Here is a 21,019-nt window from a genome sequence, read left to right as displayed (position 1 = left end):
ATATTTCTCTTTTAATCGCAAAAATTTAATACTGAATTTGTACTGTTTTAAAGTTCAGCAAAAATAACATAAATCACTTATATTACAAGTTGTAGCAATACTGTTATTAAGATGTTATCATCACAATGGAAATATTGCCGATTACAACTTCTAAAATGGTATGAACGTCGATAAATTAAAGTTATTATCCATGCTTTTTTTATCTTTGAATATATCTCTAATATAGATGACATATACAACCGAAATAATCATTGAAAAACCCTTAGAAGAAGTCATTAAAAAAATGAACTCTACTGAAAATATGAAACATTGGCAAGAGGGTTTAGTTAGTGCTGAGCATATCTCAGGCTCACCTGGCGAATTTGGTGCCAAGATGAAACTAAATTATGATTTTGGTAAACGAAAAATGGAATTGGTGGAAACCATTACAAAACAAGACTTTCCCAGTGAGTTCCACGCTACTTACAGCACCAAAGGTATGCGAAACATACAGCAAAATTATTTTGAAAGTACTGATAGAGGTCATACCAGATGGATTTGTAAAAATGAGTTTCAACCTACTAACTTTATGATGAATGCCATGCTATTTTTGATGCCTAGGGCGTTTAAAAAGCAAACTAAAACCTATATGGGCAATTTTAAGAACTTTGCTGAAAAAGGAACTTCCGTGGCTCATGCGTAAATTAAAATTGATTTGGGATTTTAGAGGTCCTACCAGCTCAAAAACTGCTGAACACCATCTAATTCATTTAAAAGAATATATTGAACGTGAAGCTTTAGACATTGAGATCACAGGGGTTGAAACTTTAAGTGATATGCATAGTTTGGCCTATATAGTCGTTGATGAGGCAGAAATGAAACCCTTGCGAGACGCCTTAAAACCACATCGTGGTCAAGTTTATAGTGGGGCTTAGAATAAACGTTTGAGCAGTGCTTGTGTAAATCGTTTTGGAGGCACCGAAAAGATGATTTTAAAATCTTCAAATAGTGAAGATTCTTCATCTAAAAATTTAAAAATGTTTTTAACATTTGTCTTTCTGAACATTGAAGAAAATAAAGCTGAACCTTCGTCATTGTGATTTGCCAAAACATCTAAAAAGATTAAATCGTAAAACCAAAATTTAGATTTCTTATGGAATTTGGACAAATCGCTTTCTTTTTTTAAAAAAGCTACCAGTGCTTTGGTATTCTTCGACGTATTTTTAAATGTATAACCTGTACTAGCTTTGGTCCAACCACCTGATGTACCAATATTTAAGACATGCTTAGTGTTTAATTCATGGAATTTAAAAGACGTCATAGGTATGGTTCCAATTTCTTTTTCTACAATTTCAAAATTAGATATGCCTTTGTCTTCAAGATAGCTAGATATTGCATCTTCGTAATCTGATAGTTTTAGCAGTGTTTTAGAAAACAAGGTGTATTCAAAAAGTGCCGTTTGTTTATCAATAGGCAAAACATACATAAAACGTGTATTGCCCTTTTGCGGAACAGTAAAGTCCATAAATTTGGCAACGGTATCATCAAAACAATCCGTTTTAGTTCTTACAAACCAACCTACAAAATGCTGTTGTAAAATAGGATACTTGTTCTGAGATTTATAAACCTCAGTACTAGGTATGCTATTAAATAATTTCGCGCACAAATAGCTTCCTTTATTGGTAATAACTTGAACACCACCCTTCAATTCAGTCGTACTATCAATGCTATCTTCAACAAAATTGAAATTGGGTTTTGAGTTTATGGATTTCCAAAGTTGTGAGTAAAAATCCTTACTCCTAATCATTTTATAGTTGTAAGGTGAAATAACGATTTCTTTGGAATGATTATTACTGCCAAAGAAAATTTTTGGCCAAGTCTTAGTGAGAAGACTATCCCATTCGCCATCACCGCTTTCCCAAAAACACCAGGTCCTGTCATTTCCCTTATCTTTCACTTCATCAATGATCAGAACCGATTTATCATCAAAAAAAGTATCCTGAGACATCCGATACGCCAACATCAAACCTGATGCGCCTGCTCCTGCTATTATGTAATCTGGATTACTCATTTAAAAAAATAAAAAGACTGCAAAAAATACAACAATTGAAATTAATACATGCCAAGATATAACTTTGTTCGTTGCGATCTTAAAAGATTGATAACCCAAATGAGCTAAAAAAGCTGTTACGAACCAGCCTATATAGTTTTTCAGCGGCACAATTCCATTTTCAAACTCCCAAAAATCAAATCGAGGTGCTGAAACCTCTAAAATAAAGTCTAAACCTGTCATTAAAAGTGCGCCTATTGCAGAAGCCAATATAAAATTCTTGGTGAAACTACGAGCTACATCTGCCGTAGCTACAGTTAAAAGCGTCCAATTAATGCATATCATTAAAGGAACTCCAAAAATCTTGGAACCGAGATTCTCTCCATATGCATAATCTCCAAAAATGAGGCCGTACTTAACACCCAATGCTTCTGTAATAAATCCTAGGAAAAAAGGAATGCTTAGGGCATATAATATCTTTGGCTTGAATTTTTCCATATGCCATAGAATCATCAAAAAACTCAGCAATAGACTCAAAGGTGTTAGGCTTAAAAACCACCCCTCATAAGTTGACAAAACACCAAAAATACCTGAAATAGTAAATAGCCATATTATGAAGATAGACAGCTTCATCTTTAGTGTATTCTTTATTTCCATCAGTTCTTTTTCATTATTAATTCTGATACTATTTTCCCCGATAGCAAGCATAATGGAATGCCTCCTCCTGGATGAACACTACCTCCACAGAAATACAAATTCTTAATGGAATTCTTAAAATTCGGATGTCTTAAAAAAGCAGCATACTTATTATTACTTGAAGCACCATATAACGCACCTTGATAACTCTGCGTCTTAGATTCTATTAACCTGGGATCTAAAACACTTTCAAATTCAATCAAAGATTGAATGTCTTCGTTAAGTAATCGGCTTAATTTCTTAACTATATGCTTACGAGATTCTGCTATAATGGTGTCCCAATCCTGCCCTATATTACTAGGGACATTAATCATTGTAAACCAATTTTCACAACCTTTTGGCGCATCACTTTCCTCTTCTTTTGAGGTTATATTTATATAAACGGTTGGATCATTGCAAACCTGTCTCTTGTTGAATATGTGATCAAACTCTATTTCATAATCATCAGAAAAAAAGATATTATGCAAATCCAACTCTGGAAATTTCTTATTAATTCCCCAATAAAAAATCAGCGCAGAACTGCTTCGAGGTTGTTTTAATATTTTTTCTGGCGACTTATGCTTTGGTAATAACCGTCTGTACGTTGGTACAACATCAGAATTTGAAACAACAATGTCACTTTTAACCAATTGACCACCTACATTTATGCCCAGAACTTTATTATTGGTAGTTACAATCTCCTCTACCTTTTTATTGAACTGATATACAACACCAATATCTTTGGATAGCTGAAATAAACTTTGAGTTATAGAATGCATACCGCCTTTTGGGAAGTAAGTACCAAAATACTGCTCCAAATGCGGAATCATGGACATAATCCCAGGAGTCTTGTATGGAGAAGAGCCGTTGTAGGTAGCAAATCTATTATAAAACTGAACCAAACGCTCATCTTTAAAAACACTCCTATTAAGTTCCGCCAAAGTCGTACTAATATCCAAACTACCCATTTGAAATATGGCTTTTAGTGTATCTTTTGATAGATATGTTCCTACTTTATGCAGTGATTTTTCCAAAAACAAAGACGAGGTTAAATCGTACTTTCTCTTGCTTTTATTCAAGTATTCTAGCAGTGCCGCCTTATCTACATTAAAGGTATTAGATGCGTCTTCAGCAAACGATTCGATATTAGCCGAAGCAGAAAATTTGGTGCCGTCTTCATAAAAATAATTACAAACAGTGTCTTTCTTTTTATAAGCGAAATAATCTTCCGTGGATTTACCAGTCACTTTGAATAAGTCTTCGACGAAGTGAGGCATTGTGAATAAAGATGGCCCCATATCAAAACGATAGCCATCGGCAGAGAACGCTGTAAGTTTTCCTCCTGGATAATCATTGGATTCAAAAACCGTCACCTCATGACCTTGAGACCGAAGCCGAATTGCGGTAGCCATACCTGCAATACCAGATCCAATTATGATAATAGTTTTTCCTTTCATTCGCAAGGCAAAGATACATTGAAAGCTCTTTTGGGAATACCAATATTAACATTTTCTAAAGGTATTTTAATCTATGATAGATTGATTTAGTTATCAAGCCGATTCTACATTGAAAAATTGCCAATCCAATTAAAAGACTATCTTTGCAGCGCAAAACTCAAAGGATCGGGTTTAAAAATTCCTCAGCGCGAGGATGTGTTACCAGAAGTATAGGTTTAAGTATGTCGATACGCTTCTTATGTAACACTACATAATTGATATCGAATACTTACATTAAAGAATGAGCACATTCCAAGAACTAGGTCTTAATGAAGACCTTCTCAACGCTATTACGGATTTAGGGTTTACAACGCCTAGTGAAGTCCAAGAAAAAGCAATCCCACAATTATTAGAAGAAGATAAGGACTTAGTAGCTTTAGCACAAACAGGTACGGGAAAAACCGCAGCTTTCGGATTTCCGATGTTGCAAAAAATAAATATCGATAGCAGAACCACACAAGGTTTGATCCTATCTCCTACAAGAGAGCTTTGTCTACAAATCACTAACGAACTTAAACTTTACGGTAAATATTGCAAAGGCTTAAACGTTACTGCCATTTATGGTGGTGCAAGTATTTCTGAACAAGCAAGATCCGTAAAACGAGGTGCACAAATTATTGTAGCGACACCAGGTCGTATGAAAGATATGATTAGTCGCAAAATGGTAGACATCTCAAAAATACAGTATAGCGTACTTGATGAAGCAGATGAGATGCTAAACATGGGCTTTTACGAAGATATTACCGATATCCTATCACATACACCGGACGATAAAAGTACATGGTTGTTTTCTGCAACAATGCCTAGAGAAGTCGCTACAATAGCTAAGAAATTCATGTACGATCCTATTGAAATTACGGTAGGAAACAAGAATGAAAGTACTAATCAGGTGTCCCACGAATACTACCTAGTAAATGCAAGAGATCGTTACCAAGCTTTAAAACGTTTGTCCGATGCTAACCCTGAAATATTCTCTGTAGTGTTTTGTAGAACAAAACGAGATACGCAAAAAGTAGCCGAAAACCTTATTGAAGATGGATATTCAGCAGGTGCTTTACATGGTGATTTAAGTCAGAATCAGCGTGATATGGTGATGAGGTCCTTTAGAAATAGACAAATACAAACATTGGTTGCCACAGATGTTGCTGCTCGTGGTATTGACGTCGATGATATTACACACGTTATCCATTACCAATTACCGGATGAACCTGAGATATACACTCACAGATCTGGTCGTACAGGACGTGCTGGAAAAACAGGTATCTCAATGGCTATTGTCTCAAAAAGTGAAGTTAGAAGAATAAAAAGTATAGAGCGCATTATTAAAAAGCAATTCGAGAAGAAAGATATTCCTTCAGGAACTGATATTGTTGAAGTGCAATTAATGGCTTTAGCCAATAAAATCCATAACACAGAGACTAATCACGACATTGATAAGCATCTTGAAAGTATCAACGAACTATTTGCCAATACAGATAAAGATGAACTCATCAAAAAATTCTTTTCGGTAGAATTCAACCGTTTCTATAACTATTATCAAAAATCGAAAGACTTAACAGTCTCCGAATCCAAAGGCTCCGATAGAGATAGTGGTGGACGTGATTATGGTAAGCAATCTAATGACACGCGTTACTTTATAAATGTTGGCCGCAAAGATGGTTTTGATTGGATGAAGTTGAAAGATTTCTTAAAAGAACAATTGGAATTAGGGCGGGACGATGTATTTAAAGTCGATGTTAAAGAAAGTTTTTCGTTCTTCAATACTGAAAAAGAACTGCAGGAAAAAGTTTTAGCCTTCTTCACGGATTTCAAACACGAGGGACGATTTGTGAATGTTGAAGTTAGTGAAAATAAAGGTCGTAGCGGTGGCGGAAGACGCGACAGAGGACGTGGCAGAGATGACAGACGCTCTGGTGGCGGAAGTCGCAGGCGTGATGACAAGCCGAGAGGAGATAGACGCTCTAGTGATAGAAGATCATCTGGTTCTGGAAACAGAAGTGACCGAAGACGTTCTGAAGATTCAAGGGGAGATAGAAAATCCAGTGAAAGAAGACGAGAATCGACTGGTTCTACTTCAGATAGACCTAGACGTTCTAGACGGAAGTAAAAAACTCCAAATGACAAGTTTGAAATTCCAAGACCGTTTAAGACTTCTTGGAATTTCGTTTTTAATTTTTTGGGATTTAAACAAATGCTTTAGTTGTTAATATTACGTCAAATCCGCAATGGCGATATGTTAAAATGCGTTTTGTTTACTACCTTTACAACGTAAATGATATTAATGCGCTATTTTTTAATCTTACTATTATGCTTCACTACAGTTAATAGCTATAGTCAAGACAGTACTGCTACCAAAACACCAGAAAGGGTAAAAGGAACAATTATTAGCTCCACAAGTCAGGAACCTTTGAGTGAAGTTAATATTGTTAACATAAACCAAGTAGTAGGTACAGCAACAGACGATAATGGACAGTTTGAAATTAAGGCCAAAGTTAATGACACGCTACATCTTTCCTATATAGGTTATAAATCCATCAAAGTTAGAGTAACCAATGACTGGTTAAAGTTTGGGAATACTGAAATCACCATGACCGAGTTGGCGCTTGCTCTTGAAGAGGTTACCGTAAAACAATTAGAACTCACGGGTTATTTAGAGGTGGACATGAAACAAGTTCCTATTCAATCTAATAACCAATATAGAATATCAGGTTTATACGGAAAAGCCTATGAAGGCAGAAAGACCAATATTGCAACTAAAGTTCTGGGCGCCATCTTTAATCCAGCGGACTTTCTCTATAATATGTTTGGTAAGAAACCAAACGAAATGCATAAGTTAAAGAAGATTAAGGAAGATGATGAAATTAGAAATCAGCTGGCTAAACGTTTTGATAGGGAGATGCTCATGGTATTACTTCAGGTAACGAAGTACGATCTAGACGAAATCGTCAATCAATGTAACTACTCCAAAGATTTCATCAATACAGCAAATGATCTGCAGATGCTAGATGCCATAAGCGAATGCTATGAAGAATATAAGGTGATTCAACGAAGTAAGGAGCGTAAGAGCAAAAAGAAAAAAGACAAAGCCTAACTTCTAAGCGTTAGAATGTAATGCCAACCTATTACCTTCAGAATCTATAAATACACCCATAAAACCGTGTTCGTCTGAAATTTTAGTTTTTGGTTGATACACCTTACCTCCAGCCGCTTCTACCCTATCTAATTCATCTTCCACATTTTCGCTCATAAAGTAGACCAGAGTACCTTCTTGACTAGGTATGTACGACTCTTGCTTAATTAGGGTTCCTGTAGCTCCATATGCGCCATTATTATCAGGAAACCAACCCATTTTCAGTCCACCGAAATTAACATCTCTAATTTCAACTTTAAAAACAGCTTCATAAAACGTTTTAGCTCGTTGCATATCGTTTACCGGAATTTCAAACCATCCTACCATAATGTTGATATTAGTTAATAGTTAAATTTACAAAAAATTAGTTTTGCTCATGATAGCGCTCCACAATAGCATCGTAATTTTTAATGGTCTTTTTAATCCAATCGAAACGCTTTTCTATCTGCTCTTCTTCAGTTAGTTGCCATTTAACGTTGGACTTTCGAAGCTTTGAAGTCACATGTTGAAGAATTATGGCCGCTGAAACCGAAATATTTAAACTTTCCGTAAAACCAACCATTGGAATCTTTAAAAAGTAATCTGCTTCGTCCAAAACTCGTTGTGATAAACCCTCAGTTTCTCTACCAAAGAAAAAACATGACTTTTTAGAAACATCGAAATCAATTAAACCGCAATCCTCTATGTGTGGTGTTGTCGCAACGATTTGGTAACCTTTAGTTCTTAAGTCTTCAATACAAGATTTAGTGGTATGATAACGATTTAAGTCCACCCATTTTTGTGCTCCCATTGCAATTTCCCTATCGATACGCTTAGAGTTGACCTCCTCTACAATATTCACTTCTTGTATTCCAAAAACATCACAAGAGCGTATTACGGCGCTAGTATTATGAAGTTGGTAAACGTCTTCTGTTGCAACGGTAAAGTGCTTTGTTCGCTTCGATAAAACCTCAATAAATCTATCCTTTCTGTTTTCTGTAAGGTATGTTTCGAGGTATTCGAGAAGTTTTTGGTCTTGCATAACTCAAAAATAGCAAATGTCATGTCGAAGAACAAAGAGACATGGTTATCTTTTAAATTCACATAGATTATGAAAGCAGACAAAAATGTCTACTTCTCAATGATACAAAATTCACTAATTTTAAATCATGAAAAAACACATCGTAGTATTAACAGGTGCAGGAATGAGTGCCGAAAGTGGCGTAAAAACCTTTAGAGACCATGATGGTTTGTGGGAAGGACATGACGTTATGAAAGTAGCTTCACCTGAAGGTTTTCGACAAAACCCTGAATTAGTTCTAGACTTTTACAACCAAAGGAGACGACAGCTCAAAGAGGTTAAGCCCAATCAAGCACATAAAGATTTGGCAGCTTTAGAACATGATTTTAAAGTCACAATCGTAACACAAAATGTAGACGACTTGCACGAACGTGCGGGAAGCAGTGATGTCGTACATCTGCATGGTGAACTACTAAAAATTAGAAGCATAGGAAATCCACAGGATATAAAATTTTGGACAGAAGACATTAATCTAGGAGATGTATGTGACAAAGGTTATCAATTACGACCACATATTGTTTGGTTCGGCGAAGATGTACCAGAAATTGAAACTGCGGTTAAAATATGTTATGCTGCTGATATCTTGATCATAATTGGTACGAGCATGCAGGTATATCCTGCAGCGAGTCTAATAAATTACGTGCAACCAGATACAGAGATATATTATATCGATCCTAAACCTGCGATAGAAAACAATTCAAACATTAAAGTTATTGCTAAAACTGCTACTGAAGGGATGAAAGAACTCTTGACGCTTTTGAAATGAAAAACTGCCTAAAGGAACATTTCCCTAGGCAGATTCCAACTAACTAATTTAATAATGATTAAATTACTCTTTTGTAAATACGATGGTAAAGTCTTCTTCAGCAGGATAATGTCCAATTGCTGGATCATATAATTCCATTTCAAATCCATCTGGAACAGTTACTGTTAATGTGTTTCCAGAAATAAGACCAGTAATATCTTCATTCCCATTTTCGACCGTTACACTGTCTCCATTTTGTGTCCAAATAGATGATAAGGCAAGTCCACTTTGGCATTCAAAATCCTGTTCATTATTACTATCCACAAAAATGTTAGTGAAGTCAACCACAATGGTTACATCGCCATCATCAAAAAATTGGATGAAATTTCCATCATAACAAGAGGTTTCTTGAAATAAATCCCTAGATGCATTTCCATCACCGTTAAAGTCGAATGCTGATTCTACCAAAAGTGAAGTTACAAACCATTGACCCTCCAAGTCTGATGAAGAACTACTATCGTCATCTGACGAACAGGATGAAATCACGAGACAAAGGATTAAAAGAATTAAAGATTGAATTTTAGTTTTCATAATAGTGTTGATTTTTTGTTCACTACTATATCGATGTTCTAAAATAATGTCATCAAAAAATTCAATAATAGTTTTATGGCCATAATGAGAAGACTAATCATCTGTATTTAATTTAAAAAAGTCGTTCACGGGTTTTCCAAAAACATCAGAGAGTTTTAAAGCTAAAACTGTTGATGGAACATAACGATTGGCTTCTATGGAATTTATGGTCTGTCGAGACACTCCTATTTTCTTAGCTAAATCGTCCTGTGTTAAGTTTAAAATAGCCCGTTCTACTTTGATTGTATTATCCATTATCTATAGCGCTTTAAAGTATGATAAATCCCTAATTGTATCATTAGCATAAATGACAGCACTTGAAAATCACCTAGGTCTTTATAAACTTCTCCTCCAGAATGCACTGCATTGGAAACTCCAAATTCAACATAAGGCATGATTAAAGCATAAATGACACCAACGATAAAAGCTATGGCATAAGATTGTGCCCTCAAGCCCACTGTCATCTCATCTTCTTCCTTATCTCTCGCTAATGAAATACATAATAAGCCAACAATAAAGGCTTTTCTGCCTATACTTCTAAGTAGCTCACCTTGATCTGGAAACTGTATTCTAAAAAAGAACAGCACAAATGCCGAAACTAATAAAAGTACTCCCAACCACTTGAATGCTATTGGCAACCTAAAATTTAATAATTTCTGTAAACGATGACGCTCACACTCTACAAAACTTTTCTTACTCATAATTGACAAATATATTTTCTATTAAGTAAAATTATTTTTACTATATGACAAATATACTTTACATTTTTGAATTATGCAAATTTGTTCAATTAAACTAAATTAATTTTCACCAATAGAAGTTATACAGTTACCATTCAGTAAGTTAATTAAGTGTTAATTCAAAGCGCTTCAGGCTTTTATGATTTTTTATTCAATCCTATTTAGCTATCTTTATACAAACACCAACATCGATTTAATATGCTTTATATAAAACCCTCACGAGTACCAAGGGTAAAACAAAACTGGTTAGTACTAATTACTCTGTTTTGTTTTATAAACAACCCCTTAAGAGCACAGGAGAAAGGCATAGACAGTATACTAATGTCATTTGACGAGTATAGTTCATCTTACCGAGAAGTGGCTTATTGTCATTTGAATAAAAGCACTTTTATTGTTGGTGAAATGCTCGGTTTTAGTGGATACATTTTTGATAAAGACCTAAAGATACCGTCAAAAATGACCAAAAATCTTTATTGTGTCATCACAGATAAAAACGATCAGGTCGTAAAGCAAAAATTGGTAAAAGTAGACAATGGGTATGTCAATAATATTTTCATTATAGATAGCACTTTTACTTCAGGAAATTACATGTTCAAGGCCTACACCAATTGGATGAGGAATTTTGACGAACCTAATGCTTTTGTTGAATCTTTCAAGGTTATTGATCCCAACATAGACGGAACCGTTAAGAATATGCTCACTGAGAATATATTGGATGTTCAGTTCCTACCAGAGGGTGGACACTTTATAGATCAAGTTAAAACGAATGTTGGTGTCATAATAAAAGATACCAAGGGGTACGGCGTTTCTGATGTAACAGGAACCGTTTATGATTCAGATGAAAAACCAATCACAACATTTAGAACTAATAGTCTAGGTATAGGGAAATTTATGCTCTATCCAGAGTTAGGTAAAAAGTATTTAGTACGGATTACTCATTTTAATAAACCATTTGAATATGTTATTGATGATTTCAAATCCAAAGGAATTTCGATTAATGTCAATAATTCCTTGAGAAATCTTGTTGTACAACTAAATACCAACGAACGCACTCTGGAAGATATTAATGGAAAAGAATTTAAGCTTACTATTCACAACGGCAGTCAGGTTAACGGAATACCTGTTATTTTTTATCAAACGAGCCTCGTTAAGGCATTTGAGCGTGCTGAATTATACACTGGCATAAATATCATAACACTTTTTGATGAAAACAATAAGCCTATTTTGGAGCGTATGATCTTTAATTACGAAAATCTAAAAATAGCTACCACTGGACCTCCAAGCTTTACAACAGAAAAAGATTCTATGCAAATTCGTATCCCAGTGAACCATTTCACTAGTGATATGGCAGATGATTATAATCTTAGTATTTCAGTGTTGCCAGAAAAAACAGAATCCTACAAAAGACATCATAACATTATTTCCCACACGTATCTCCAACCTTATGTTAGGAGTTACATAGAAAATGCACAGTACTATTTCACCGATATTGATTCCAAAAAAAAATATGATCTCGATAAATTGCTAATGACACAGGGCTGGAGCAGTTATAATTGGACCGATATCTTTAATAATAATGTTTCCGATCGCCATGTATTTGAAGATGGCATCGTTCTAAAGGCCAATAAAAATGGCAAGGACCAAAAAGATTTTATTGTATTTCCACTTCAACTTTCTGATGGGCTAACTGTAAATCTAGAAGAGGGCCAAAATAGTTTTGTAGTCCCTAAGTTGTATCCATTGGAAAATGAAACACTGAATATTGGAGCCTTAAATAAAAAAGGTAAGGCCAAAAAGCCAGATATTTATTCCCAATTTTTTCCGTCAAAACTACCAGATTACCCCTTTGAGACTCATGCTTTACCTACAAAAAGAATGAGCATCTTTGAGGCTCTTCAAAATAATGAATTAATAGCAAATAGTATTAAGGACACACAAGTTCTAGATGAGGTAGTGGTTAAAGCAGACATTAAAAAAGCAAAAATAGAAAAGCTTAAAAATGATGCTTTCTATAGAGTCGATGTATTTGATGACGCCAAACGAAGAATGAATCTCACATTTGCCAATTACATTAATGGATATGTGCTGCAATATCAAGCGAGTGAGTATTTAGGCCAATTATTCATTTCAAGGAGAAATCCATCGTTCACTCGAGATTCTATTGGAGGTGGCCCTGCTATCTATTTAGATGACATGCTCATGACAGATACTAATTATTTCTATGCGTTTTACATGAACAATGTTGATTATATTGCAATAAATCCTAACGGATTTGGTGAAGGTTTTCTCGGATCTAGAGGCGTCATAAAAATTTATACATCCTTAGACTACATTGTCAAAAACCAACAAAATCCATTTGAGAAATATAAGTTTCCCTTAGCCTTTTCAGAAGAAAAGAAATTTTATGTACCAAAATATAACAATTACAATAGTGATTTTTTTATAGAATACGGTGTTATTGATTGGTTACCTAGTTGCAAACTTGATAAAGAAGGGTATTTAAATTTTACCATACATAATCCCGGAAATAATAACCTAAAACTTTTTATTGAAGGTGCCACTGAAAATGGGGATTTAGTTTCAGAAATCAAAACCTTGATTACAAATGAAAATTAAGTGAAACTGGCGCTTGCATAACTATAAAATAGTCTTTACACTTGTTTAAAGCTATTTGTTCTTCTCCTCTATCCACTTGCTTAAATACTTGGTACTTTGTAGCGTTTGGTGTTGTAACACATTACCAATAAAGTTGTTTTGACGATGTGTTTTCAAATCTGTTTTTAATTCCGCTATTCTTGAAGCAAAATCAGTATCAAAAGCTGATTTATTAAAACGTTGATTTAAAACTTTAAAACCATGGTCTTGCTTCTTTTGCCAGATATCATGATTAGTATATAACTCCACCGCTTTTTGGTTAAAATTTTCAGGATTATCTTCTATAAATCCGTTTGATTCTAATTTTCCAAACATCCCTTCTGAAGCAATATTCGACATTACACAAGGTGTTCCGTACTTCATGGCATCTATAAGTTTACCTTTAAGTCCCGCTCCAAAACGCAAAGGTGCTAGACATACTCTAGCGTTTTGCATTACTGTATTAACATCTTCAGCAAAACCCTTGATTAAAAAACCCTCTTTTTTATTATGTAATTGAGTTACTTTATGGGATTCATAAGCTCCATAAATATGCAATTCTGCTTTTGGTAATTGCTGTCGGATTAAAGGCCAAATACTTTTCTTTAAGTGCAAAACCGCGTCATAATTTGGTGGATGCAAAAAATTACCAATAGTAATGAAATGCTGTCGCTCTTTAAAAATTGGTAATTTATCAATCTCATCATCAGATATAGAATCTAATAAGAATGGTAGGTAGTACAGTAAACTATGATCAATTTTAAACTGCTTGGTTAGCATCTTCATTTCGGTTTCAGAAATTACCAAACTTAAATCACAACGGTAGATACTTGAAACTTCGCGTTTAGTGGTATCATTTTGTAAATGCTCAATAGTAATTTCAGAATTTTCTTTTAAGGCCAATTCCCTTGCTTTTCGTAAACCGTGAAAATCTTCGGTATCTAAAATCCTTAAGGCTTCGGGACATTGCTCTGCGACACGCCAACCATATTGTTCTTCGATCATAAAGCGATCAAATAAAACCACATCTGGATTTAAATCTGAAATAAAGTCATCAAACGAACTATTATTTAATTCAATTGTGCGCGTATTTACATTTATTCGCTCTAAATCAAAAGTATTTTTAGAGGTCTTAGCTGCACAAGCAAAAGTAATGTCATAGCCTTGATTTTGAAATTGCTCTATAAGCTGCAGGATTCTACTACCTGCAGCAGAACTTTTGGGTTCTGGCCAAACAAAACCTATAATCAAAAGGTTGTTACTAGACATAACAACCTTTAAATAGAAATTTAAAACTGTCTATAAAATATATAGAGTACATGTTTATTACTTCTTTAAATAAACCAAACGTTCTAAGCGCTTAAGCTCTTTATCATCTACATATTTACCAATCTCTTTTCTGAACTGTTCCATACTTTTATACGGTCTATACTCTTCAAACTCGTGTGTCATTTTTTTACCAACACCAGGTAATGATTTGATGTCTTCTTCTGATGCTGTATTTAATTCTACTGGCACAAATACATAATTTAGGTAACGCTCTACTTCATCTTCATCAACATATTTACCTATTTCTCTTTTAAACTGTTTAACGCTTACATAAGGTCTATACTCTTCAAATTCATGAGCCATTTTATCACCAACACCAGGAATCATTTTAAAATCAGCCTCTGCAGTTGTATTTAAATTAAATGGAACAAAAAGGGTTTTATAAAGTTCTTCTTTATTCGTATCAGTAAGTAAAGCATCTAAATCATTCATACTAAGAAACGGTCGTTTAGAAAGAATTTGTGCAACGATTTCAGCAGATAATCCAAGTGCGGTTAAATCAGCCTCAGTAGCCAAGTTCGCATTAAGAACTTTACTAATTTTTGTTTCAACAGTAATATTCTCTACTTCCGCTTTCGTTTCAATTACTTCTGTCGCTTCTTGCTTTTCTTCTTTTTCATTTTTGCAAGACCCAACTGTTAATAACAAAATACATAGGACTAATAACTTAAATATACTTTTCATTGTTTTTGATTTATAAGGATTAAATATGAATATCCGATTAATGCCAAAACTATCATACTAAATGGTGCTAAAGTTGGTAGAGCACCTGATAAACTTTCTATAAACAAATCCCAATTACTGGCTGTTGGTGTCATTTCGAATTCAAACTCAAAATTTGAATTTAAATGTAAATAGAAGCCGTAAAAACCACTTAATGCAGCTATTATCAAGATTAGCTTAAAAATATTCTTTAATAATCTTGTTCTTAGAAAAATTAAAAGGAGTACGATCAACATCATTACACTTATACAGAGTATCGGAATAAGTTGTAAAATACTTTCATAATGACTTAGTAGATACAAGTCTAAAACTGTACCTGCCATCATAATTACAAAAGCCAAAATAATAACTCTCTTTAAACTCAAATGATTGACGTATCTATTAATCTTAATTTGACAGTGCAAAACTACATACGAAACCTTGGAAATAAAAATTATTTAGAAAAATTCTAAATAATATTTTAACAGTAAGCTTTTTTCTTAAAATTGAAACTTAGAAACTACAAAAGATGTCTACTCCGGATCTTTTATAAAGGCATACTTTAACCTAGCTATTTTAATCCATGCCGTAATAGATTCAATTTGGGTATCTGTTAACTTAGCGTCACTATGCGTCCAAGAATAACTTGGTAAAGGCATGTGCCTGCCTTGAACTTCTTCTGCTAATTCCTCCAATTTATGATCTTTCTTTCGATCTGAATAATCATTCCATTTGGAAACATTAAAATCCCCTTTACCATGTCTTATATGATCGGCAAGCCAATAATTAACTGGAGTGATACTATTATACCACGGATAACGCGTATGATCACTGTGACAATCTAAACAGGCATTCTTGAGAATTAGTTTCACATCCTCAGGTGGATTAGTATCCGCCATAAACCCTTCAATTGTCGTCAAATCACCATCATTTTTTTCAGGACCAAAGAACTGCGCTAACACAAACACAATGAGAATTACTGAAAATGCATTTTTGAGGAGTTTTTTTATCATGTTATTTTGGCTATTTTAGAACTGTTAAATTAACAAACCTTTTGAAAAAAGACGAACTTTACGAGGAATTAAATTATGTGAATCATTCGCGTGAAAAACGTTTGTTCTATGCCAACCTAATTATTGACAATCCTGAATTGGTAGTACCACTTTTAGAAATTCTCTTTGAAGTAGATAATAAAATTTCCTGCAGAGCCGCTTGGGTTTTTGAATTTATGTGTAGCGAAAAGCTAGAAGCCATTATTCCTCATTTAGACATTTTTACACTGAATATATCGAGAGTGCATCAAGATTCTGCAGTGCGACCGGTGGCAAAAATTTGTGAATATTTAATAACCACATACTATTCCAAAACAGATAATAACATAAAGAAATATCTGACAGAAAATCATAAAGAAAAAATCGTTGAAGCCTGTTTCGATTGGATGATTAATGACGAAAAAATTGCACCTAAGGCTTACTCCATGAATTCCCTTTACTTACTTGGCTTAGAGTACGATTGGATTCATCCTGAATTGGCTATAATTTTGGAACGCGATTTCCAAATGCAAAGCTCCGGTTTTAAAGCGAGAGCTAGACATATATTAAGAAAAATAAAACCAAAATAGCAAAAGGAATTTAGTTCATTAAAGGTTGAAAACTTCTATCGGCTAACTTCGTACTTCTAACTAACTTACTTATCTTTGATGCTTCAAAATTTTAGAGCAAATGGGACTTTCACAGCTTAACGCAATTTCACCAATAGATGGTAGATATAGATCTAAAGTAGCATCTTTAGCCAACTATTTCTCAGAAGAAGCATTGATTAAATATCGAGTTTTGGTAGAGATTGAATATTTTATCGCACTTTGTGAATTACCACTGCCACAATTAGAGTCTGTAACTAGTTCAATCTTTGAAGATTTAAGAGCTATTTATAAAAACTTTACTCCAATTGATGCTGCTGCGATTAAAGAGATTGAAAAAATCACTAATCATGATGTAAAAGCAGTTGAGTATTTTATTAAAGAAAAATTTGATGCTTTAGGCTTATCAGACCGCAAAGAATTTATACATTTTGGTTTAACCTCTCAAGACATCAATAACACTGCTATTCCACTAAGTATAAAGGATGCCATGAACGATGTTTATGTGCCTGAATATTTCGCGCTACTAGAAAAAATTGAATATTTAGCCAAAGAGTGGGAAACGATACCAATGTTGGCAAGAACACATGGACAGCCTGCGTCGCCTACTCGACTTGGAAAGGAAATCTCAGTTTTTGCAGTACGATTAAAAGAGCAGTTCAACTTATTAAATGATGTACCAAGTGCAGCTAAATTTGGTGGCGCTACAGGAAATTTTAATGCACATAAAGTAGCTTATCCAAATATTGATTGGAAAGCGTTCGGAACGACATTTGTACAAGAAACTTTAGGCTTGCAACATTCTTTCCCAACAACACAGATTGAGCACTACGATCATGCTGCTGCACTATTTGATGGCTTAAAACGTATCAATACCATTATTATAGACTTAGATAGAGACATTTGGACGTACGTCTCTATGGATTATTTTAAGCAAAAAATTAAAAAAGGAGAAGTTGGTAGTTCTGCGATGCCACATAAAGTTAATCCAATAGATTTTGAAAATAGTGAAGGTAACTTAGGAATTGCCAATGCTATTTTTGAGCACTTGGCCGCCAAACTACCGATTTCAAGATTACAACGCGATCTTACAGATAGTACCGTCTTAAGAAATGTTGGTGTACCATTTGGACATACAATCATTGGCTTTAGATCCACTTTAAAAGGTTTGGGCAAACTACTTCTGAATGAATCCAAGTTTAAGGAAGATCTAGAAAATAATTGGGCGGTAGTTGCTGAAGCTATTCAGACCATATTGAGACGTGAAGGTTATCCCAATCCCTATGAAGCTTTAAAAGGATTAACACGCACCAATGAAGCCATTACAGAAACCTCAATTTCTAATTTTATTGATACCTTAGAGATCTCTGAGATTATCAAGGCCGAACTGAAAGCCATTTCTCCGAGCAATTATACTGGTATATGAAGCTATTTCCCTTAAATAGAAATTACATGGCACTCATTTTAACTGCTGCGGTGACCATAGGTTTATTTGTTTCAGGATTATTGGAAATTTTAGATTATTTCATCGTTAAAGCCCTACTGCTCATTGGTTTTGGTATTTTATTTAGTGCCGCTATTGTCTATGGCATAAAAAATGACACTAAAAAAAATCGTCCTGAAGATAAACTTCAAGACGATTCGCATTAACATTTTAAATAAATATTGTCAGTTTTTTATTTAAAAAAATCTTTTAGCCCATTAAGGTTAGTGTCATCAAAATTAACGTCCTTTAATACAGATTGCAAAGACATTAACTTTCCTGCATTCATATCATCTCCTAGTACCCTCGCAACCACAAAACCTTTATCATTTGCATTGCCAAAAATAATAAGTTCATCGATATTCTCTACATCACCTATAAACTTCACCATAAATTTACCATCGGCAGTATTGCCTCCTCGCATCAGCTCTTGATATTTTGAATCCTTTAAAATAGCTTTGACTTTATCAAGTTCTAACTTGTATTCTTCCTTATTTTCTTCTCCAAGCGTAAAAGCCAAGACATTGAGTTTGTCTACAGACTCATATGCTTCTTGCTGTTCATCTGTTAGTTCTACTTTTTCGACATCTATAAAACTAGCTGGTATATCTCCAGATATAAAACCTGGCTTTAGTTCATTATCTACAAAGTAGGTTTGCAATGTTGGCCCTTGGTTGCAGCTTGTAAAAGCAACAACCAAAAGCAACATCATAACTGATTTTTTGATTGACTGTTTCATCTGTTTACTTTTATTTTTTTTTAATGGTCAGATGGAATTCGCCTATAAATATCTTATTTGATATCAAGATAGTTATAGGCTCATTTCATTATAGTATTAGTTTTTCTTTTCTCCCGCTTTCTTTAACTGCTCACCACCTGGAATATCCATTTGATTTGTGATTTTAGATACTTGTCTTAAATCAATATCACCTGTTAGACTTAATAAAACCGTTTCTATCTCACGCTTCTTTCCATTAATTTCAATATTCTGTCCTTCAGTAAGTTCTTTTAAACCACTAACGTACATTAGTAATTCTTTTACGTGGTTTTCATCCTTACCTTCTTTTACATAGAACTTTACAGTTTGCTCACCATCTTTAATTCTCATTAACTCTTCAAGATCAGAAGATCTAAGATATTTTGTTACCGTAGCTTTCATATCTGCGGATATTTTTTCATCTCCAGTTGTAAATACTTTAAGACCTGTAATCTTTTTTACCATATCCATATATTGCTGCGCTTCTGGATCATCCATATCAACATCAATAGTAGCGATCATACTAAACATTTTCTGATTTACGATAACAGAGGCTACTTCTGGCATATCTTCGTATTTGTCAAAAATACTTTGAGCTCCAGACAACATAGGTGCCAATACTAGTGCGATTATTACAATTACTTTTTTCATGATTTCTTAATTTTTGTGTGTTACTTGTTTTTAAAAATTTTGTTCGTTGTTTTTGAAAATTCACTTAATCTTCCTGCTTCTTCTATCCCTTGGTTAAAATTATCAGAGACCATAGCAAGTGAATTAAGTTGTTGCTTGCCTTCATTAATTCCTAGCGATACTAATTTAAAAGCTTCCATAGTTTTGTTGTAAGCTTCCATGGCTAACTCTTGTTTTTTCAATTCTTCTTGAGTTGGTCCAATAACAGTCGGAATAATAAAACCAAGCATTAGAACGGCTACAGCTGCGACAGAAATCCATTGATACAATTTTGTTCTCTTAGGTTTTAATGGAACGTCTTTAGTGTACTGTTCTTGCTGTGATTGTGAAAAGTACAAGAACATTGGTTTATAATGCTCTAAGTGCGGTGCTACATCATCACTTTCAAAATAAACACGTAACTGTGCTTCTTCTTTTAGCGAAGTCTCAGCGTTATCGTACTTTTCTAATAGTTTTTCTACGTTATTTAATACCATATCTATGTGTATTAGTCAATTTTTCTCTTATTGTTTTACGTGCTCTAGATAAATTTACTCTTACTGCTGTTTCATTCATATCTAGCATTTTTGCAATTTCAGCATAATCGTACTGCTCTATATCTCTTAACTGCACTATTATTTTTTGTTGTTCGGGCAAATCTTCCATAATTCGAGATACCCAATCCATACTATCTCTGGCTTCTACCTGTTTCTGCAATGACGAACTATTATCTGTATAGTTACTATGAACAATTTTCAAATTCTGTGCCTGTCTCGATTTTAATCGATCTAAACAGAAATTCTTTGTCATCGTCATTGAGAATGCTTCTACATTTTTATAGTCACCTATCTTCTCTTTGTTTCTCCATAATTTCAACAGTATTTCTTGCGTAGCATCTTCGGCTTCTTCTCGAGAAACCAGTAAACGTTTTGCTAAACGAAACACCTTATCCTTAAATGGCATTACTAAGCTTACAAAATCTGCCTGCTTCATTACTAATTTGATTGGTGGTAAAAGCGCTTTTTATTCGCTTTCAATATTACGACGATACACATTACAATTTGTTACACGAAGAAGTAAATTAATCTTATTCTTTTATCTACAAATACGCATTTCACAGCCTAATCTTGTCAATTTTATCGTTCCGTAACAAGGCTATGCAACCTAAAATTAACTTCATTAGGTCACAAAAGCCATCATTCTCGCTCACAAACAATAAGAATAAATTACTTCAGTTTTTTTTTTTATAATAATGTAAGTAATTTTAGAGTTTTACAGACATATGTAGAAGATTGTTATTT

At 34.1% G+C, this 21,019-nt stretch carries 25 protein-coding genes; 9 read left to right on the top strand and 16 right to left on the bottom strand.

The window, feature by feature from the left end; translation table 11 throughout:
- Positions 1 to 226: 226 nt before the first annotated feature.
- Complete coding sequence (locus H7F21_RS12455) at positions 227 to 682, top strand: SRPBCC family protein (RefSeq protein ID WP_185789617.1); 456 nt, start codon at positions 227 to 229, stop codon at positions 680 to 682.
- Complete coding sequence (locus H7F21_RS12450; RefSeq protein ID WP_185789616.1) at positions 675 to 914, top strand: hypothetical protein; 240 nt, start codon at positions 675 to 677, stop codon at positions 912 to 914. Before H7F21_RS12455 ends, H7F21_RS12450 begins: the two co-directional genes overlap by 8 nt.
- Here H7F21_RS12450 and H7F21_RS12445 read toward each other — a convergent pair.
- Genes H7F21_RS12445 through crtD form a run of 3 tightly spaced genes read right to left on the bottom strand, consistent with a single transcriptional unit; the run spans position 911 to position 4,161 of the window.
- Positions 911 to 2,050 carry a lycopene cyclase family protein gene (locus tag H7F21_RS12445; RefSeq protein ID WP_185789615.1) on the bottom strand — a complete coding sequence of 380 codons (1,140 nt, stop codon included), beginning with the start codon at positions 2,048 to 2,050 and terminating at the stop codon, positions 911 to 913. The genes H7F21_RS12450 and H7F21_RS12445 overlap by 4 nt on opposite strands.
- Positions 2,051 to 2,662 carry a carotenoid biosynthesis protein gene (locus tag H7F21_RS12440; RefSeq protein ID WP_185789614.1) on the bottom strand — a complete coding sequence of 204 codons (612 nt, stop codon included), beginning with the start codon at positions 2,660 to 2,662 and terminating at the stop codon, positions 2,051 to 2,053.
- 23 nt (positions 2,663 to 2,685) lie between these two features.
- Positions 2,686 to 4,161, bottom strand: a complete 1,476-nt coding sequence (gene crtD / locus H7F21_RS12435; RefSeq protein ID WP_185789613.1) for a 1-hydroxycarotenoid 3,4-desaturase CrtD — start codon at positions 4,159 to 4,161, stop codon at positions 2,686 to 2,688.
- 280 nt (positions 4,162 to 4,441) lie between these two features.
- Here crtD and H7F21_RS12430 point away from each other — a divergent pair, with 280 nt between their 5' ends.
- Entirely contained in the window at positions 4,442 to 6,307 is a 1,866-nt protein-coding gene (locus H7F21_RS12430; RefSeq protein ID WP_185789612.1) for a DEAD/DEAH box helicase, read from the top strand.
- Positions 6,308 to 6,472: 165 nt separating this feature from the next.
- Positions 6,473 to 7,291, top strand: a complete 819-nt coding sequence (locus H7F21_RS12425; protein ID WP_185789611.1) for a carboxypeptidase-like regulatory domain-containing protein — start codon at positions 6,473 to 6,475, stop codon at positions 7,289 to 7,291.
- 3 nt (positions 7,292 to 7,294) lie between these two features.
- Here H7F21_RS12425 and H7F21_RS12420 read toward each other — a convergent pair whose 3' ends face one another.
- Both H7F21_RS12420 and H7F21_RS12415 read right to left on the bottom strand, forming a co-directional pair.
- On the bottom strand, positions 7,295 to 7,657 hold the full coding sequence (locus H7F21_RS12420; protein WP_185789610.1) for a VOC family protein: 363 nt from the start codon (positions 7,655 to 7,657) through the stop codon (positions 7,295 to 7,297).
- A gap of 37 nt (positions 7,658 to 7,694) precedes the next feature.
- Complete coding sequence (locus H7F21_RS12415; protein WP_185789609.1) at positions 7,695 to 8,351, bottom strand: TrmH family RNA methyltransferase; 657 nt, start codon at positions 8,349 to 8,351, stop codon at positions 7,695 to 7,697.
- Between the two features lie 127 nt (positions 8,352 to 8,478).
- Between H7F21_RS12415 and H7F21_RS12410 the strand changes: the two genes are divergently transcribed.
- A complete protein-coding gene (locus tag H7F21_RS12410; RefSeq protein ID WP_185789608.1) occupies positions 8,479 to 9,156 on the top strand; it encodes an SIR2 family NAD-dependent protein deacylase in 678 nt (225 codons plus the stop codon).
- Between the two features lie 63 nt (positions 9,157 to 9,219).
- On the opposite strand, the gene H7F21_RS12405 is transcribed toward H7F21_RS12410, so the two are convergent.
- The 3 genes from H7F21_RS12405 to H7F21_RS12395 form a co-directional block, all read right to left on the bottom strand.
- Positions 9,220 to 9,726 (bottom strand): hypothetical protein, encoded by a 507-nt coding sequence (locus tag H7F21_RS12405; RefSeq protein ID WP_185789607.1) that lies wholly within the window; start codon positions 9,724 to 9,726, stop codon positions 9,220 to 9,222.
- Positions 9,727 to 9,819: 93 nt separating this feature from the next.
- The gene (locus H7F21_RS12400; protein ID WP_185789606.1) at positions 9,820 to 10,020 is read right to left on the bottom strand and encodes a helix-turn-helix transcriptional regulator; all 201 of its coding nucleotides are present in this window, start codon (positions 10,018 to 10,020) and stop codon (positions 9,820 to 9,822) included.
- The gene (locus H7F21_RS12395) at positions 10,020 to 10,466 is read right to left on the bottom strand and encodes a hypothetical protein (protein ID WP_185789605.1); all 447 of its coding nucleotides are present in this window, start codon (positions 10,464 to 10,466) and stop codon (positions 10,020 to 10,022) included. The genes H7F21_RS12400 and H7F21_RS12395 overlap by 1 nt, the downstream gene beginning before the upstream one ends.
- A gap of 237 nt (positions 10,467 to 10,703) precedes the next feature.
- On the opposite strand from H7F21_RS12395, the gene H7F21_RS12390 reads away from it, so the two are divergent.
- Positions 10,704 to 13,121, top strand: coding sequence for a hypothetical protein (locus H7F21_RS12390; RefSeq protein ID WP_185789604.1), 2,418 nt, complete (start codon positions 10,704 to 10,706; stop codon positions 13,119 to 13,121).
- A 51-nt stretch (positions 13,122 to 13,172) separates the two neighbouring features.
- Here H7F21_RS12390 and H7F21_RS12385 read toward each other — a convergent pair whose 3' ends face one another.
- From H7F21_RS12385 to H7F21_RS12370, 4 genes are all read right to left on the bottom strand, one after another.
- Positions 13,173 to 14,408, bottom strand: a complete 1,236-nt coding sequence (locus H7F21_RS12385; protein ID WP_185789603.1) for a glycosyltransferase family 4 protein — start codon at positions 14,406 to 14,408, stop codon at positions 13,173 to 13,175.
- 57 nt (positions 14,409 to 14,465) lie between these two features.
- Positions 14,466 to 15,152 carry a helix-hairpin-helix domain-containing protein gene (locus tag H7F21_RS12380; RefSeq protein WP_185789602.1) on the bottom strand — a complete coding sequence of 229 codons (687 nt, stop codon included), beginning with the start codon at positions 15,150 to 15,152 and terminating at the stop codon, positions 14,466 to 14,468.
- Entirely contained in the window at positions 15,149 to 15,556 is a 408-nt protein-coding gene (locus tag H7F21_RS12375) for a hypothetical protein (RefSeq protein ID WP_185789601.1), read from the bottom strand. The genes H7F21_RS12380 and H7F21_RS12375 overlap by 4 nt, the downstream gene beginning before the upstream one ends.
- Before the next feature lie 147 nt (positions 15,557 to 15,703).
- On the bottom strand, positions 15,704 to 16,183 hold the full coding sequence (locus H7F21_RS12370) for a heme-binding domain-containing protein (RefSeq protein WP_185789600.1): 480 nt from the start codon (positions 16,181 to 16,183) through the stop codon (positions 15,704 to 15,706).
- Positions 16,184 to 16,224: 41 nt separating this feature from the next.
- Between H7F21_RS12370 and H7F21_RS12365 the strand changes: the two genes are divergently transcribed.
- From H7F21_RS12365 to H7F21_RS12355, 3 genes are all read left to right on the top strand, one after another.
- Positions 16,225 to 16,791 (top strand): adenylosuccinate lyase, encoded by a 567-nt coding sequence (locus H7F21_RS12365; RefSeq protein ID WP_185789599.1) that lies wholly within the window; start codon positions 16,225 to 16,227, stop codon positions 16,789 to 16,791.
- Positions 16,792 to 16,891: 100 nt separating this feature from the next.
- On the top strand, positions 16,892 to 18,235 hold the full coding sequence (purB, locus tag H7F21_RS12360) for an adenylosuccinate lyase (RefSeq protein WP_185789598.1): 1,344 nt from the start codon (positions 16,892 to 16,894) through the stop codon (positions 18,233 to 18,235).
- A 26-nt stretch (positions 18,236 to 18,261) separates the two neighbouring features.
- The gene (locus H7F21_RS12355) at positions 18,262 to 18,459 is read left to right on the top strand and encodes a hypothetical protein (RefSeq protein WP_185789597.1); all 198 of its coding nucleotides are present in this window, start codon (positions 18,262 to 18,264) and stop codon (positions 18,457 to 18,459) included.
- Between the two features lie 26 nt (positions 18,460 to 18,485).
- On the opposite strand, the gene H7F21_RS12350 is transcribed toward H7F21_RS12355, so the two are convergent.
- The 4 genes from H7F21_RS12350 to H7F21_RS12335 form a co-directional block, all read right to left on the bottom strand.
- Positions 18,486 to 19,031 (bottom strand): DUF4252 domain-containing protein, encoded by a 546-nt coding sequence (locus H7F21_RS12350; protein WP_185789596.1) that lies wholly within the window; start codon positions 19,029 to 19,031, stop codon positions 18,486 to 18,488.
- A gap of 96 nt (positions 19,032 to 19,127) precedes the next feature.
- The gene (locus H7F21_RS12345) at positions 19,128 to 19,700 is read right to left on the bottom strand and encodes a DUF4252 domain-containing protein (protein ID WP_185789595.1); all 573 of its coding nucleotides are present in this window, start codon (positions 19,698 to 19,700) and stop codon (positions 19,128 to 19,130) included.
- Between the two features lie 20 nt (positions 19,701 to 19,720).
- Positions 19,721 to 20,215, bottom strand: coding sequence for a hypothetical protein (locus H7F21_RS12340; RefSeq protein ID WP_185789594.1), 495 nt, complete (start codon positions 20,213 to 20,215; stop codon positions 19,721 to 19,723).
- A complete protein-coding gene (locus H7F21_RS12335) occupies positions 20,202 to 20,711 on the bottom strand; it encodes an RNA polymerase sigma factor (RefSeq protein WP_185789593.1) in 510 nt (169 codons plus the stop codon). The genes H7F21_RS12340 and H7F21_RS12335 overlap by 14 nt, the downstream gene beginning before the upstream one ends.
- Positions 20,712 to 21,019 lie beyond the last annotated feature (308 nt).

It is taken from the genome of Winogradskyella flava, assembly GCF_014243395.1.
In the GTDB taxonomy this organism is placed as follows: Bacteria; Bacteroidota; Bacteroidia; order Flavobacteriales; family Flavobacteriaceae; genus Winogradskyella; species Winogradskyella flava.
The sequence above is the reverse complement of the archived record's forward strand: the minus strand, read 5'-3'. Positions and strand labels throughout refer to the sequence as shown.